Annotated in this window: 12 protein-coding genes; 8 read left to right on the top strand and 4 right to left on the bottom strand. The window is 38.2% G+C overall.

From position 1 onward, the window contains the following. Nucleotides 1-199 precede the first annotated feature (199 nt). Nucleotides 200-754: a choline uptake/conversion transcriptional regulator CudC gene (gene cudC / locus ACOZIR_RS22305; protein WP_421535827.1), complete on the top strand. Its 555-nt coding sequence runs from the start codon at nt 200-202 to the stop codon at nt 752-754. A gap of 42 nt (nt 755-796) precedes the next feature. Here cudC and ACOZIR_RS22310 read toward each other — a convergent pair whose 3' ends face one another. Continuing rightward, nucleotides 797-1,999, bottom strand: coding sequence for an iron-containing alcohol dehydrogenase (locus ACOZIR_RS22310; RefSeq protein ID WP_045293741.1), 1,203 nt, complete (start codon nt 1,997-1,999; stop codon nt 797-799). Between the two features lie 24 nt (nt 2,000-2,023). Further along, nucleotides 2,024-3,511 (bottom strand): betaine-aldehyde dehydrogenase, encoded by a 1,488-nt coding sequence (gene betB, locus ACOZIR_RS22315; RefSeq protein ID WP_193377161.1) that lies wholly within the window; start codon nt 3,509-3,511, stop codon nt 2,024-2,026. A gap of 630 nt (nt 3,512-4,141) precedes the next feature. Between betB and ACOZIR_RS22320 the strand changes: the two genes are divergently transcribed. Then, complete coding sequence (locus ACOZIR_RS22320) at nt 4,142-5,854, top strand: sodium:solute symporter family protein (protein ID WP_088567452.1); 1,713 nt, start codon at nt 4,142-4,144, stop codon at nt 5,852-5,854. Between the two features lie 39 nt (nt 5,855-5,893). On the opposite strand, the gene ACOZIR_RS22325 is transcribed toward ACOZIR_RS22320, so the two are convergent. Then, the gene (locus tag ACOZIR_RS22325; RefSeq protein WP_310878158.1) at nt 5,894-7,291 is read right to left on the bottom strand and encodes an amino acid permease; all 1,398 of its coding nucleotides are present in this window, start codon (nt 7,289-7,291) and stop codon (nt 5,894-5,896) included. A gap of 325 nt (nt 7,292-7,616) precedes the next feature. Here ACOZIR_RS22325 and ACOZIR_RS22330 point away from each other — a divergent pair, with 325 nt between their 5' ends. From ACOZIR_RS22330 to hpf, 5 genes are all read left to right on the top strand, one after another. Continuing rightward, nucleotides 7,617-8,303: a hypothetical protein gene (locus ACOZIR_RS22330; RefSeq protein ID WP_340142157.1), complete on the top strand. Its 687-nt coding sequence runs from the start codon at nt 7,617-7,619 to the stop codon at nt 8,301-8,303. 201 nt (nt 8,304-8,504) lie between these two features. Then, complete coding sequence (fliD, locus tag ACOZIR_RS22335) at nt 8,505-10,301, top strand: flagellar filament capping protein FliD (RefSeq protein WP_421535828.1); 1,797 nt, start codon at nt 8,505-8,507, stop codon at nt 10,299-10,301. A gap of 16 nt (nt 10,302-10,317) precedes the next feature. Further along, nucleotides 10,318-10,719: a flagellar export chaperone FliS gene (gene fliS, locus ACOZIR_RS22340; RefSeq protein WP_045291680.1), complete on the top strand. Its 402-nt coding sequence runs from the start codon at nt 10,318-10,320 to the stop codon at nt 10,717-10,719. 2 nt (nt 10,720-10,721) lie between these two features. Then, on the top strand, nt 10,722-11,060 hold the full coding sequence (locus ACOZIR_RS22345; protein ID WP_421535829.1) for a flagellar assembly protein FliT: 339 nt from the start codon (nt 10,722-10,724) through the stop codon (nt 11,058-11,060). Between the two features lie 188 nt (nt 11,061-11,248). Further along, on the top strand, nt 11,249-11,800 hold the full coding sequence (gene hpf / locus ACOZIR_RS22350; protein ID WP_013059750.1) for a ribosome hibernation-promoting factor, HPF/YfiA family: 552 nt from the start codon (nt 11,249-11,251) through the stop codon (nt 11,798-11,800). 73 nt (nt 11,801-11,873) lie between these two features. Here the strand turns inward: hpf and ACOZIR_RS22355 are convergent, their stop codons facing one another. Then, the gene (locus tag ACOZIR_RS22355; RefSeq protein ID WP_421535830.1) at nt 11,874-12,278 is read right to left on the bottom strand and encodes a GNAT family N-acetyltransferase; all 405 of its coding nucleotides are present in this window, start codon (nt 12,276-12,278) and stop codon (nt 11,874-11,876) included. 226 nt (nt 12,279-12,504) lie between these two features. Here ACOZIR_RS22355 and secA point away from each other — a divergent pair, with 226 nt between their 5' ends. After that, nucleotides 12,505-15,021 carry a preprotein translocase subunit SecA gene (secA, locus tag ACOZIR_RS22360; protein ID WP_013059748.1) on the top strand — a complete coding sequence of 839 codons (2,517 nt, stop codon included), beginning with the start codon at nt 12,505-12,507 and terminating at the stop codon, nt 15,019-15,021. Nucleotides 15,022-15,073 lie beyond the last annotated feature (52 nt).

The following is a 15,073-nucleotide window of genomic DNA, read 5'->3' on the forward strand; positions in this document are numbered from 1 at the left end:
TATACGGTATAAATAATATCTAAATCGGGAAAGATAAACATATAGTATTCCCCACTATGTCTTAAGCCTTTCTCTTTAAGAGAAGGCTTCTTTTTTATCAAAAAATTGAACTTAATTTCTGTTTTTTTCCTTTTTATCGTGTATCATTAAATTTATTAAGTATAATTCAAATAAATTTAACAAAAGAGGAGAAGAGTGAATGAGTGATGTTCAAGAGTATCATGATTTATTAAAAGAAGCAGAAGATGTGGTTATCAGCGCTTTAGCTGATACGATGGATTTATATGGTGTCACACCTTCAGTAGGAAGGCTGTATGGCATGCTTTATTTTATGGATGAACCTGTGACACTAGATCAAATGAGTGAAGAATTAGGTATGAGTAAACCAACGATGAGTACATCTATTCGTTCACTGCAAAATATTGATATGGTCCACAAAGTGTGGAAAAAGGGTGTTCGAAAAGACTTATATGAAGCAGAAAAAGATTTTTCTAAGTCCTTTTTTTCATTTTTCTGTAAGAAGTGGCAAAGAGAAATTTCAGTTAATTTAGAGGCAATCGAAGAAGCGGAAAACAAGCTGCAGACTCTTTTAAATGATGAAGATGTACCTGAGGAGATCGCAGTAAAAGCAAAGCGTAATTTAGCGCAGATTATAGAGTCTAAACATTATTATCATTTCTTAAAAAAAGTAGTAAAAGTTTTTGACGATCGAAGAATCATCGATATTTTAAATGAAGAATTAGCGAAAGAGTAAATAAAAAAGGCTGTTGAAAAATCAACAGCCTTTTTATCATTTTTATACGGTTAATGGTGCAGCTTCAAAACAGCGGTTATAAATCCATTCGTAACTTTTTACAGTTAAATCACGAGGGTTACCAACTGTTTGTGGATCATTAAATGCTTCTTGAGCTAAGCGAGAAACCGCTTCTTTTGGAACACCTTGTTCTTCTAAAGAAGGGATTTGTACATCTTTAACTAATTGATATACTTCACGAACAGCTGCTTGAGCTGCTTCTTCAAGCGTTAATTCATGTGTATTAACTCCTAAAGCTTGAGCTATGCGCGCAAATTTTTCAGGCTCACCCATCCAGTTATATTCCATTACAGGACCTAGCATTGCTGCTACGCAAGGACCATGGGCAATTGGATAAATGCCTCCTAATGTTTGAGCCATCGCGTGAGCTGCTCCTGCAGATTCACTTCCATATGAAAGGCCAGCAAGCATAGCTGCATGCGCCATTCCATAGCGTGCTTCGATATCCTGTCCATTTGCAACTGCACGTCGTAAGTATTTTCCAACGTACTCAATAGCCAATAAAGCAACAGAGTCTGTCATTGGTTGCGCAAAGTGGCATGTATAACACTCAATTGCATGAGCTAATGCGTCAATTCCTGTACCGGCCGTAATATGTGAAGGCATAGATACGTGCAGTTCTGGATCAATAATTGTTAAGTGAGCAGCAATTAAAGGTCCACCTGTATTAAATTTAAACTCACGAACAGGATCCGTAATGACAGCCCATTGCGTGACTTCACTTCCTGTACCCGCAGTTGTAGGGATTGTTGTTAAAGGAGGGATACGTTTTGTTAAAGGTTTTTTTCCTTCAGCTGCTTCATAATCTAAGACGGGAGCATTATGAGCTACTTCTACACCAATAGCTTTTGCCGTATCCATTGAGCTTCCGCCTCCAACAGCTACTAGTCCGTTGCATCCATTTTCTTTGTACATTTTTGAGCCGTCTGCTACTACGTGAATAGAAGGGTTGGCTTCTACTTGGTCAAATAGAATAACGTCTACGTCCGCTTCTTTTAAACTAGCGATTACAGGATCTGCTAAACCTACTTTTTTTACACCAGGATCTGTTACTAATAAAACTTTAGACACACCTAGGTTTTTTACTTCCTCTCCAGTATGTTTTACAGCACCAATTCCATGTTTTACAACCGTTGGCATCTCAAAACTTTTTAAACGTTCCATTCTTTCAAATCGCATAAACATCTTTAAATTCCCCCTTAATTTTTATTAAAACCAGCGCATTGGCTGTGGATTTGTGTTGGTATAAATATGTTTAATTTCCGTATATTCTTCTAGACCGATATGGCTAAGCTCTCTTCCAATCCCAGATTGCTTATAACCTCCCCAAGGAGCCTGCGGGAAGTAAGGATGATAATCGTTAATCCAAGTTGTTCCCATACGGAGTGCTTTCACTACACGTTCAGCTCGATTCATATCACTTGTCCAAACAGCTCCAGCTAATCCATAAATCGTATCGTTAGCAAGTGCGACTGCTTCTTCTTCAGTGCTGAAGCGCTCAATTGTCATAATCGGACCGAATGACTCTTCTTGGACAACCTTCATATCTCCATGACAGTTTGTAAAAATAGTTGGTTCGATAAATAAGCCTTTTTGTAAAGAGTCCTGAGTTGGACGCTTGCCTCCTAAAACAAGAGAAGCACCTTCTTGTTTCCCAAGCTCAATATAATGTTCCACTTTAGCTAGATGTTCTTTTGAGATAACGGGTCCCATTTGAGTGGCTTCGTGCATACCGTCTCCTAGCTTAATTTTTTTGGCTTGTTCAATAACTGCTGAAACAAATTTATCGTGAATATCATCTTGAACGAGTAATCTCGCACCAGCTGAACAAACTTGACCAGCATGAAAGAAAACCGCATTTAATGCATAGTCAACCGCAGTGTCAAAGTCAGCGTCAGCAAAGACGATATTCGGATTTTTCCCACCGAGTTCAAGAGCGATTTTTTTAAAGTTCCCTGCGGCAGCCTGCATGACTTTACGTCCAGATACACCGCCACCTGTAAAGGAAACTAAATCTACTAAGTGACTTTCTGCCATTTCTTGTCCAACGGTCGCACCCGGGCCGAGTACAATGTTAATGACGCCTGCTGGAAAGCCAACTCTTTCAAAAATTTTCATCATATGAATAGTTGTTAAAGGGGTAATCTCGCTTGGTTTAATAACAATTGTGTTCCCAGCAGCAAGTGCGGGAGCCAATTTCCAAGAGGCTTGCAATAAAGGGTAATTCCAAGGAGTAATTTGGCTGCACACGCCTACAGGCTCGCGGACAACGCGGCTAACAGAATCGGGATTAGGTGACTCAATCATCTGTCCGCCATCTTTATCTGCTAATCCAGCATAGTATTGAAAGACGTCAGCAATTCCATCCATGTCTGCTAGGCTTTCAACGAGGGTTTTTCCGGTATTTAAGGTTTCAAGCTTTGCTAGTTCCTCGCGATCATTGCGAATTTCTTCCGCTACTTTAAATAGCAAAGAACCTCTTTCGGCCGCTGTAAATTTAGACCATTCACCTGCATCAAAAGCTTTTCTAGCTGATTCAATGGCTTCTACGGCATCAGCACGATTTCCTTCTGTAACAACAGCGATAACCTCCTGATTAAAGGGGTTAATAATCTCTCTTTTCTCGCCGCTGCGTGCTTCAACCCATTGGCCGTTTATGTGCATTTTTTCAAGCGTAAGTGTTTGTTCCAATAGCATCGACCTCCAAATAATAGAATTTGTTAAATTTATATTTAACGTTCTTAACAATTCAAATTATAGCATTGGCCATTTAATTTAGTCAAATCAAAAAACTTTAAATGTTCTGAATTTAAATTAATCTTCTTCTCTATTAAGAGCTGATTATTCGGATATTAAGAAAAAATTTAACAAAAAGTAATTAAAAAATACTGATTGCTATGTCCCTTGATACAAAAGGTTTTTTTATGTATAAGCTATGAGAATATTATTCTTTTTTTATATGAAAACCCTTAAACTTTTTTGACAATATCCTAAACATTCAGATATATTAACCATAGTACGATATCTGCTTGCATACAAACCTTGAAAAACAAAGGATTTTGAATGTGGAAATTAAGAAAGGAGTTTAGAGGGAAGATGAAAACAATTATGAGTTCTTAGCAAAATAATAAAATAAGTCAATTTAAATTATTTTAATATAATTATATAAACGCAATTTCTCCCCTTCGTATTGGTATTTATAATCCAACTATTTATAGTTTATTCTAAAAAAATCTATTTTTAGGTTTAATTGTATGCTGGTAGGAAAAAGGAATAGAGGACAATTATGTCTTTAGATTTCTTTATCAATTTAAAGGATGTGAGACGATGCAAAATGCTAAAAAGCCATTTCGTTCAGACACACAACAAGCCAGGCCTGAAAAGTCGAATGAGACTTCTGACTTTTCAGGGAAATCAAACAGGAACAACCGTCTACTAACCCCCTTATGGACAACTATTATAGGATTTTCCATCTTTATGGTTGTCGCATTTATCTATTCTCTCTATAATCCAGATCTCTATTGGCCAGGCCTCATTTTAATGTTCATTATGTATGGTGTTATTTATTTTATTGGTGCTCGAGCTGCTGCAAGTAAAAAAGGAAAATCAGATGATATGCTTGTTGCGGGAAGATCTATGCCGCTATGGATTTCAATGTTCACAATGACCGCTACTTGGGTAGGTGGAGGGTATATTGCTGGAACGGCCGAAACCGTTTATTCCTCAGGGCTGACTTGGACGCAAGCGCCATGGTGTTATTCAATCAGCTTAATTTTAGGCGGTATCTTTTTTGCTAGAAAGATGAGAAGGTTTGAGTTTATGACAATGCTCGATCCTCTAGAATCTCGTTTCGGTAAGAAAATGGCTACGGTTCTTTATTTTCCAGCTATACTAGGAGAGCTGTTTTGGAGCGCAGCCATCTTAACTGCTTTAGGAACAACATTCGGTGTGATTTTAGGCCTCAGTTTTTCAATTTCCATCATTCTTTCCGCACTTATTGCCATTGCATACACCGTGATTGGCGGCTTGTGGGCAGTAGCACATACCGATATCTTACAACTTTCTATTATGTTTTTAGGACTATTTCTGGTGCTTCCTTTTGCATTTTCGAATACGGGAGGGGTGGGAGCCGTTTTTTCTACTTATTCAGAAGGTATGGCTGGTTCTCTTCATTTATTTCCTCCACTAAAAGGCTGGGAAGATCCGAAATGGGGAAATACATATTGGCAATGGTGGGATAGCACATTTTTACTTATTTTTGGCGGTATTCCATGGCAAATTTATTTTCAGCGCGTGTTATCTGCTAAAAATGAAAAAGCAGCAATGTGGCTATCTATTACAGCCGGCATTTTTTGCGCTCTAGCTGCCTTGCCTCCAACTTTAATAGGAATGATTGGTTATAGTGCAGACTGGTCTTCATTTGGAGCGTCAAGCCCTGAAAGCGCGTCTATGATTTTAACATACGTATTTAAATATCTAACGCCTGATTTAGTAGGAGCGATTGCGCTTGGAGGACTAGCTGCTGCCGTCATGGCTGCAGTAGCGGCTTCGCTACTTTCAGCTTCGGGAATGGCAGCTTGGAACGTGTATCGTCCGATTGTAAAACCAAATGCGACACAGGCGCAGTTAGATAAAGTTATTAAACGTTCTATCATTATTATTGGAACCGGAGCAACTTTAATTGCTTTAAACTCTGAGAGTGTCTACTCCTTATGGTATTTATCAGGGGACCTAGTGTATTGTATTCTTTTTCCACAGTTGGTTTGCGCTTTGTTCTTTAAAGGAGCGAACTGGTACGGATCTTTGGCTGGGTTCATTGTGTCTCTTGTTCTTCGAATCGGTGGAGGGGAACCGCTGCTTCATTTAAAAGCGCTGCTTCCGTATCCGATGATAGAAGACGGGGTGGTCATGTTTCCATTTCGTACATTTGCGATGGTAGGCGGGCTGTTAACTATTTTTATTGTTTCTTACGCAACGCGACGTATTTGCCCTCCTCAGCCGCTTCGAAATCTTCATCGTGACATATCGGTTGAGAAATAATCAAAAACAAAATAAAAAAAGCCGCATCTGCGGCTTTTTTTATTTTGCAATATTTTCTGACTCGGAAAATTGATCGTCAGGTCGCTTGTTGTTTGTTTTTTTGATGAACGAGTATGAAAGAAGAACCACAACGGTTAATCCAAGAGTTAAGAAAAACTGTGAGCGCATCGAATCAATAAATGCCATTGATAAAAAGATCACGGTAATAACAGCAATTGTTACGTATGTTAAATACGGAAACAACCACATTTTCATTCCTTTAATTGGCTGGTTGGCTTGAATCATTTTCTTACGCAGGCGTAAATGCGAAATAGCGATAGCTAAGTAAACAATAAGAGCAATGGCTCCTGATGCGTTAACTAAGAATAAAAAGAGTTTATCCGGCGAAACGAAGCTAAAGATAGCACATACATATGCGGCAGCTGTGCTAATCCATACGGCTCTTGCCGGCACGCCTGATTTGCTTACCTTTGCTAAAGCGCGAGGAGCTTGTCCTTTTTGAGCTAATGATAAAATCATTCGTGAGTTCGTATATAAAGCAGAGTTTAAGCAAGACAAAACGGATACTAATACGACTAAATTCATAATTTGTGCAGCTGCTGGAATGTTGACCATTTCTAACATTGTTACGTACGGACTTTTTAGTAAATCAGCTGAGTTCCAAGGTAAAAGAGTTACTAAAATAGCAACTGAACCAATATAGAAAATTAAAATTCGCCATACAACACTGCGAATAGCAGTTGTAATAGCTTTTGCTGGATTTTCTGATTCACTAGCTGCAATAGCCGCAATTTCAGCTCCAAAATAAGAGAAAATAACGGTAATAACTCCTAAAAAGATAGAGTTCGTGCCTTTTGGCATAAAGCCACCGTGCCCCGTTAAATTAGCTAAACCAGGTGAAGATGTACCTGGGATTAACCCGAAAATAATCGCTAAACCAATTCCCATAAAGGCAACGATTGCCACAATTTTAATCATGGCAAACCAATATTCAAATTCTCCAAATGATTTGACAGAGAACAAGTTCGTTAAGGTTAATGCAAAGGTTAAGATTAAACTTAAAAGCCAAATTGGTACGGAAGGGAGCCATTCATGAACAATTGCTCCTCCTGCAGTGGCTTCGATTGCAATTACAATTAGCCAGAAAAACCAGTAAAGCCATCCAACAGCATAACCTGCCCACGCGCCAATTCCTTGCTGAGCATATGTCGCGAATGAACCTTTATCTGGATTTACCATAGCCATTTCACCGAGCATACGCATTAATAGAACGACTAACAGTCCGGCTGCTGCATATGAAACTACTGCTGCTGGTCCTGTTGCGTTAATAACGGATCCGCTTCCTACAAACAAGCCGGCTCCGATAATACCTGCAATGGAAATCATGGAAACGTGACGTTGCTTTAACTTTCCGTGTGATTCTGTTTTGTTTCCCATCGTATTCACTCCTTTAAAATTATCGAAAGACTATTAGAAAATAAAGTAAATTCTGAAAATATAAATAGAAATTCCTCCCCTTACCTTTATAATAAGCAAGAAGTGTGCCAATTATCAAATTCCTATAAAAATCGCTTTTAAGTTACAGAATTTCAAAAAAATCGAGTCGAAAAAGACTTAATTTATTCGTTATAGACTTATTTGTTGCTCCGAATTTCCGCTATATACGTACATCTTATACAAGTTTTCGACATATATCTTATTTATCTTGTATGATAAAAGATAAATCGTTATTATGTTCCAAGAAGAATGTTTGAAAGGGTGCGTGTGTTTGAGAAAATTTATAGCTATTATTTTTCTATTTATTATCCTTTTATTTGGGTTGTATTTTTTCATTAGTCCAGTTAGAAATGTTGAAAAGCTTGATCAGACTGCTTCATTATCTTCAATAGCACAAGAAAAGTCCGCACATGCGACGTCGCTAGAACTGAACGGAGGCTCCCCTATTTTAGGCTACCGATTGAGCGAGAGCGACGTTAACGATTATTTGCGCAGCTACCTTTATGAAAATGATGAAACGGTTGAGGGAGCAGAAGCCGAGTTGCTTCCGGAACATATAAAATTTTATATTAATAAACATGTAGTATCTTTTATGGAATCACAGTTTGTAGTTGACGTAACACCAAATGCCGAAAATGGAAAGCTTGTTTTAAAGGTGAACAGCGTGCATTTAGGAAGAATGCCGATTCCTATGTCCCTTGTATGGGATCGCTTAAATATTGACGAGTCTTCTGATGTCACAGTCGATAAAGACATGAACGAAATTACTTTACTCAATAACTTGCCAGATTCCATTTCGTTTGAACAAGCGGATACAACGGATGAATATATAAATTTATCTGCCTCTGTAACCATTGATTCATTACGAGATATTATAAATATAGCACCATATCTTATTCCTAAGGATATTCAAAGAAATTTATCTCAGAAACTAAACTTGTTTGGCCAATAATAAAAAGCTCACTTATTGTAGGAAAATAAGTGAGCTTTTTCTATCTTGCACCATTTGACCTATGAAAATTTGTTTTGTTTCACCGATACAAAATAGAGAAGCGGTAAACCTATATTCTAATAGAAAGCTTTCATACAATACACTCAAATTTTATAACGAACAGTTAATGAATAGATAAATAAAAAACGGTGGTGATGATAAGTGGTAAGAGTAAGTGGGTTAGCAAGCGGAATGGATATTGATCAAATCGTCAGTGATTTAATGAAGGCCGAACGACTGCCTATTGATAAAATGAAAAAACAAAAGCAAACGTTAGAGTGGCAGCGAGATGATTATCGCTCAATGAACTTGCTTCTATCAGACTTTAATAATCTTGCTTTTAATATGACCTTGCAGTCTTCTTATTCATCTAAAACGGTATCTTCAGCAGATGAAACGAAAGTAAAAGCAACTGCAACTTCCTCAGCAGGAAACGCGTCTTATACCCTTTCAAACGTGACAATGGCGACTGCTGCGCAAAATATTAGTAGTGGGAAAATTTCAGAGGGCACTATTGACCCTACTAAAAGTTTATGGGAGCAAAAAACCTTGCTTGGCAGTGCGTGGAGTGAAAAAGAGGTCAAGCAACCTGATATTACAATAAGTGCTGATACAAAGACTGCCAAGCTATCCGAAGGAGCCATTTTTGAGGGGAGCCTGCCTTCTTCTATTGAAGTGAAAAATGGAGAATCTTCTCAAGAGTTTAATATAAAAACTACAGGCGATCCTACTTTAATAGGAGAGAATGATGTATTCGTTAATATGAATACAGGAGAAATGACATTCGGTACCACGTTAGCAAACGGTAGTACTATTCAAGGATTTACGTATAAGCAAAATGTCCTTCAGTTTTCTATTACAACGTATGATAGCAATGGAAAAGCAACAGGAGATAATGAAGACGGCAGTATGTCATTTGAATTTGATGGTTCAGCGTCATTAAATACTGTTTTGACCCAACTCAGTAATTCAAAAGTAGGTATTTCAGCCTTTTACGACGAAGGAACAGATAAAGTTGTTTTTACTCGCAAAGACACAGGAGATTTATCAAAATCCGGTGGTGCAGGCGGTCAAAAGATGGTTTTTTCAGGAGCGTTTTTAACAAATTTCTTAAAATTAGATACCCAAGAGGAAACCGGCGGAACAGATGCAACATTTACGCTAAACGGTCTAGAAACAGCTCGTAAATCCAATACGTTTACAACGGGAGGTGTGACTTATACCCTCCAAAATAATTTCACAGGAGATGTGCGCGTTAACGTAAGCAATGATACGCAAAAAGTATTTGATACAATTAAAGATTTTGTGACCAAATATAATGAGCTGATTGAGAAAATTAACGGAAAGATCACGGAAGAAAGGGACCGAAGCTATCAGCCTTTGACGGATCAAGAAAGAGAAAAGCTAACGGACAAACAAGCTGAGCAGTGGGATGATAAAGCAAAAAGCGGTTTGTTAAAAGGAGACACAATTTTATCAAGCGGGCTGAATCAAATGCGTTCTAACTGGTATGCCTCTGTATCAGGAGTGAGCGGAGCATTTTCACAGCTAACGGACATCGGTATTTCAACTAGCGCAAACTATAGTGATCGAGGCAAGCTAGTGATTGAAGGTGACGGGACTAAATTAAAAGAAGCAATTGAAAAAGACCCGCAGTCTGTTATGGATTTATTTATGAAAAGTGGAAGTACAACAAGTGAAAAAGGAATTGTACGACGTTTACGAGATACGATTACTCAAACCGTATCCAAAGTCGAACAGCGCGCTGGCCGTTCAACATGGACAAGCGAACAATTTTTGCTTGGGCGTAATTTAAAAAGCGTAAATAGCCAAATCACTAGTTTTGAAAGCAGGCTCACACAAATAGAGGACCGGTATTATCGCCAGTTTACAGCAATGGAGAAAGCTATTCAAAATGCAAATGCCCAAAGCGCGCAGTTATCGCAATATTTTAGTTAAGAAGGAGTGAACGTTTATGGCAGCAAATAATCCGTATCAGGCGTATCAGCAAGGAGCTGTTCAGACTGCCTCTCCAGGAGAGTTAACGCTTATGCTGTATAACGGGTGTTTAAAATTTATCAAGCTTGCACGAACAGGCATACAGGAAAAAAATATGGAGCTAAAAAATATGAATTTGTTAAAAGCACAAAATATTATTCAAGAATTAATGATTACCCTTGATACAAACGTGCAAGTTGCTAAGTCTATGATGACTATGTATGACTATATCAACCAGTGTTTAATTGAAGCTAACACAAAAAATGACATAGAGAGCTTGGATGAAGCCGAACAATATGTAACAGAATTCCGCGATACATGGAAGCAAGTTGTGCAGCTTCACCGCCAGCAAGTCCATGGAAGCGGCGGCCAAGCATAAATATGATAAACGAACTGTATCAGATAACTGATGAGATTTACCAGCTTACTCAAACATTTTCTGACAAAAATCGAGAAGAAGACATTCAGAAATTAGAGTATCTTCTATTAAAAAGACGTGACCTCATGGAGAAGCTGCCCCCAAAAAGTAGAGATTATGAATGGATGGGTAAGAAAATTGTCGAAATGAATAAGACGATTGATCAAAAGCTGATCTTCATTCGGCATCGAATCATGGAGGATCTCCGTTTGCTAAAAGCGAAAAAAAAGCATAATAACAGCTATGTAAACCCTTACGAAATGAAATCGTTTGATGGGATGTTTTACGATAAAAAAAATTAATTTTGCGTAAAAAATACAACCCTTCTTCTTATGAAGAAGGTCTATTTTTTTGGTTTTTTCATAAACTTTTCTCAGGTTCCAAAAATTTTCACTAAATTTTCAAAAAATTTTAATAGTTTAGGAAGGGATTGTGTCGGGTATTGTAGAATTGTAGAAGTATAGCAATGGATTAAAGGAGGAGTTCGAACATGATGTATAACATTCGCGGTGAAAACATTGAGGTGACTCCAGCAATTAGGGAATACGTAGAGAAAAAGCTTGGTAAGTTAGAGCGTTATTTCGACGAGACACCAACTGCTGACGTAAATGTAAACTTAAAAGTCTACAATAACGATCAAAAAATAGAAGTCACAATCCCAATGAATGATCTCGTATTGAGAGCTGAAGAGACCCACAGTGATTTATACGCAGCTGTCGATCTTGTCCTAGATAAATTAGAACGTCAAATTCGTAAGCATAAAACAAAAGTGAATCGAAAAATGCGTGAAAAAGGTGCTGAGAAGTATCTATTTGCAGCATTAGAAAGCGAAGCGAACGTAGCTGTTGCAACTGAAGAAGATGAATTAGAGCTAGTTCGTACAAAACGATTTAATTTAAAACCAATGGATAGCGAAGAGGCTATTTTACAAATGAATATGTTAGGACATAGTTTTTTTGTATTTACAAACGCTGAGACAAACATTACAAATGTCGTGTACCGAAGAAAAGATGGACGATATGGATTGATTGAACCAAACTAAAGGTTAAAGTCTTTCTTAAATAAGAGCAGTAAAATAAAAGCAGCGTGCTTCCGCACGCTGCTTTTTTAGCTGTTTAAAAAAATAGTTCCATGACTACATAGCGCGTAGAAGATTTGGTGAATATACGCGTGGTTTCTTTCATTTTGAATGCCTGATAAAAAGATACTTTATTTTCTCTTGCGTTACACCAGACCCTTCGTATCCCAAGATTCTTGGCTTTGAACAAAACCTCTTTTAGCAAATGACTACCGTACCCTTTTCCCTGTTCTTCTTTGAGAGTAGCAAATTTCCGAAATTGAGCTTCATCACCTTTTATAAATAAGGAAACAACTGATTTTAACTCTCCTTTTTCAAACAGTCCATAGTGCATTCCTGATGGATCATCTTTCAGCTGAACATAGCTGAAATCTTTATCAGGCCACATGACGATATGTCGGACTTCCCAAGCTTGTTCTTTCGTAATCATTTGAACGTTCATTCTACATTCCCCTTTTTTATTGTAAGAGTGAGGCAGGGCAAATCACAATAGAAAATAACTCGTTAATAGAGTAGCACTAGTAAAGAGACAGACGAAAAAGGGTACAAGTTGCTACTTGTTTAGCTGCAATGTTACAATTTTACTCAGAATGTTTTATAATGAAAGATACAGATATGAATGAAAATAGTATAAAATGTACTGATTATAAATAGAGGAGCGTTTTAATATGCTTGGATTATTTAAAAAAGTGTTTGACGGCAATCAGCGCCAAATCGGCCGTTTAGAAAAAATGGCGGACCAAATTGATGCGTTAGGTCCTGAAATAGCGTCTTTAACGGACGATCAGCTTCGTGAAAAAACAGCTGAATTTCAACAGCGCTACCAAAATGGCGAATCGCTCGATAACCTATTAGATGAAGCTTTTGCGGTTGTACGTGAAGCAGCGAAACGTGTGTTAGGCATGTATCCGTACAAAGTTCAGCTAATGGGGGGTATTTCTCTGCATGAAGGGAATATCTCAGAAATGAAAACGGGTGAAGGTAAAACGTTGACAGCTACTATGCCTGTATACTTAAACGCCATTACAGGCAAAGGTGTACATGTAGTAACAGTCAATGAATACTTAGCGAGCCGTGATGCTAGTGAAATGGGTCGTTTATATGAATTCTTAGGCTTGAAAGTAGGGTTAAACTTAAACCATTTGACGCGTGAAGAAAAACAAGAAGCATATGCAGCGGATATTACGTATAGTACAAATAATGAATTAGGATTTGACTATTTACGTGATAACATGGTGCTTTATAAAGAACAAATGGTTCAACGTCCGCTTCATTTTGCTGTAATCGATGAAGTTGACTCTATCTTAATCGATGAAGCACGTACGCCGCTTATTATATCCGGCAGCGCACAGAAATCAACTGCGCTTTATATTCAAGCTAATGCATTCGTTCGCACGCTTGATAAAGAAACCGATTTTACTTTTGATATCAAAACAAAAAGCGTTCAGCTAACCGAAGAAGGTATGTCAAAAGCCGAGCGCGCATTTGGCATTGAAAACTTATTTGATATTTCACACGTAGCACTAAACCATCACATCAACCAAGCGCTTAAAGCACATGTAACGATGCAAAACGATGTGGATTACGTAATTGATGAAGATCAAGTCGTAATCGTTGACCAATTTACTGGTCGTTTAATGAAAGGAAGACGTTTTAGTGACGGCTTGCATCAAGCTATCGAAGCTAAAGAGAACGTTGAGATTCAAAATGAAAGCATGACGTTAGCTACAATTACATTCCAAAACTACTTCCGTATGTATGAAAAATTATCAGGTATGACGGGTACAGCTAAAACGGAAGAAGAAGAATTCCGTAATATCTACAACATGCACGTTGTTGTTATTCCGACAAACAAGCCAATTTCACGTGATGATAAAGCGGATTTAATTTACAAGTCAATGGAAGGCAAGTTTAATGCGGTAGTGGAAGATATTGCCGAGCGCCACGCAAAAGGACAGCCTGTTCTTGTTGGTACAGTTGCGATCGAAACATCTGAAGTTTTATCAGCTTTATTAAAGAAAAAAGGCATTCGCCATCACGTTTTAAATGCAAAACAGCATGAGCGTGAAGCGGATATTATCGAGAATGCGGGTCACAAAGGTGCGGTAACAATCGCAACAAATATGGCCGGTCGTGGTACGGATATCAAACTAGGTGAAGGTGTCGTTGAAGCTGGAGGTCTTGCTGTAATTGGTACAGAGCGTCATGAATCACGCCGTATTGATAATCAGCTCCGCGGACGTGCTGGACGTCAAGGGGACCCAGGGGTATCTCAATTCTATCTATCCATGGAAGATGAATTAATGCGCCGATTTGGTTCTGATAATATGATGGCCATGATGGATCGTCTTGGTATGGATGATTCACAGCCAATTCAAAGTAAAATTGTAACAAGAGCTGTTGAATCCGCTCAAAAACGTGTTGAAGGTAATAACTTTGATGCGCGTAAACAATTGCTTCAATATGATGATGTTCTTCGTCAGCAGCGTGAAGTTATTTACAAACAGCGCTTTGAAGTACTTGATTCAGACAACTTACGTGCAATTGTAGAACGTATGATTGAATCAACGCTACAGCGTGTGGTTGAGGTAAATACACCGCGTGAAGAATTAGAAGAAGAATGGAATTTACAAGCGATTATTGATTACGTAAATGCTAATGTTCTTGAGGAAGGTGAAGTCACAGAAGAAGATCTTCGCCGTAAAGAGCCTGAAGAAATGGTAGAACTGCTGGTAGATCATGCAAAAGCTCGTTATAATGAAAAAGAAGAGCAGCTCCCTGAAGAACAAATGCGTGAATTTGAAAAAGTAGTTGTTCTTAGAGCAGTTGATTCTAAATGGATGGATCATATCGATACGATGGATCAGCTTCGCCAAGGTATCCACCTTCGTGCGTACGGCCAAACAGATCCTCTTCGCGAATACCAAATGGAAGGTTTTGCGATGTTCGAAAATATGATTGCAACCATTGAAGAAGAAGTGACGAAGTATATCATGAAAGCAGAAATTAACAACAACCTTGAGCGTCAAGAAGTAGCACAAGGCCAGGCGGCTGTTCATCCAAAAGAAGGAGACGCGCCGGCTAAGAAGAAGCCAAAAGTAAATGCGATAGAAGTTGGCCGAAATGATCCTTGTATCTGCGGAAGTGGCAAAAAGTATAAAAACTGCTGCGGTAAAGAATCATAAAATAAGAGTCAATTAGTATAGAATGAACTAGTACAGGAAGGAAATGAGTCTT

It is taken from the genome of Priestia sp. D3YE.R1 (genome assembly GCF_049199565.1).
Classification (GTDB): domain Bacteria; phylum Bacillota; class Bacilli; order Bacillales; family Bacillaceae_H; genus Priestia; species Priestia aryabhattai.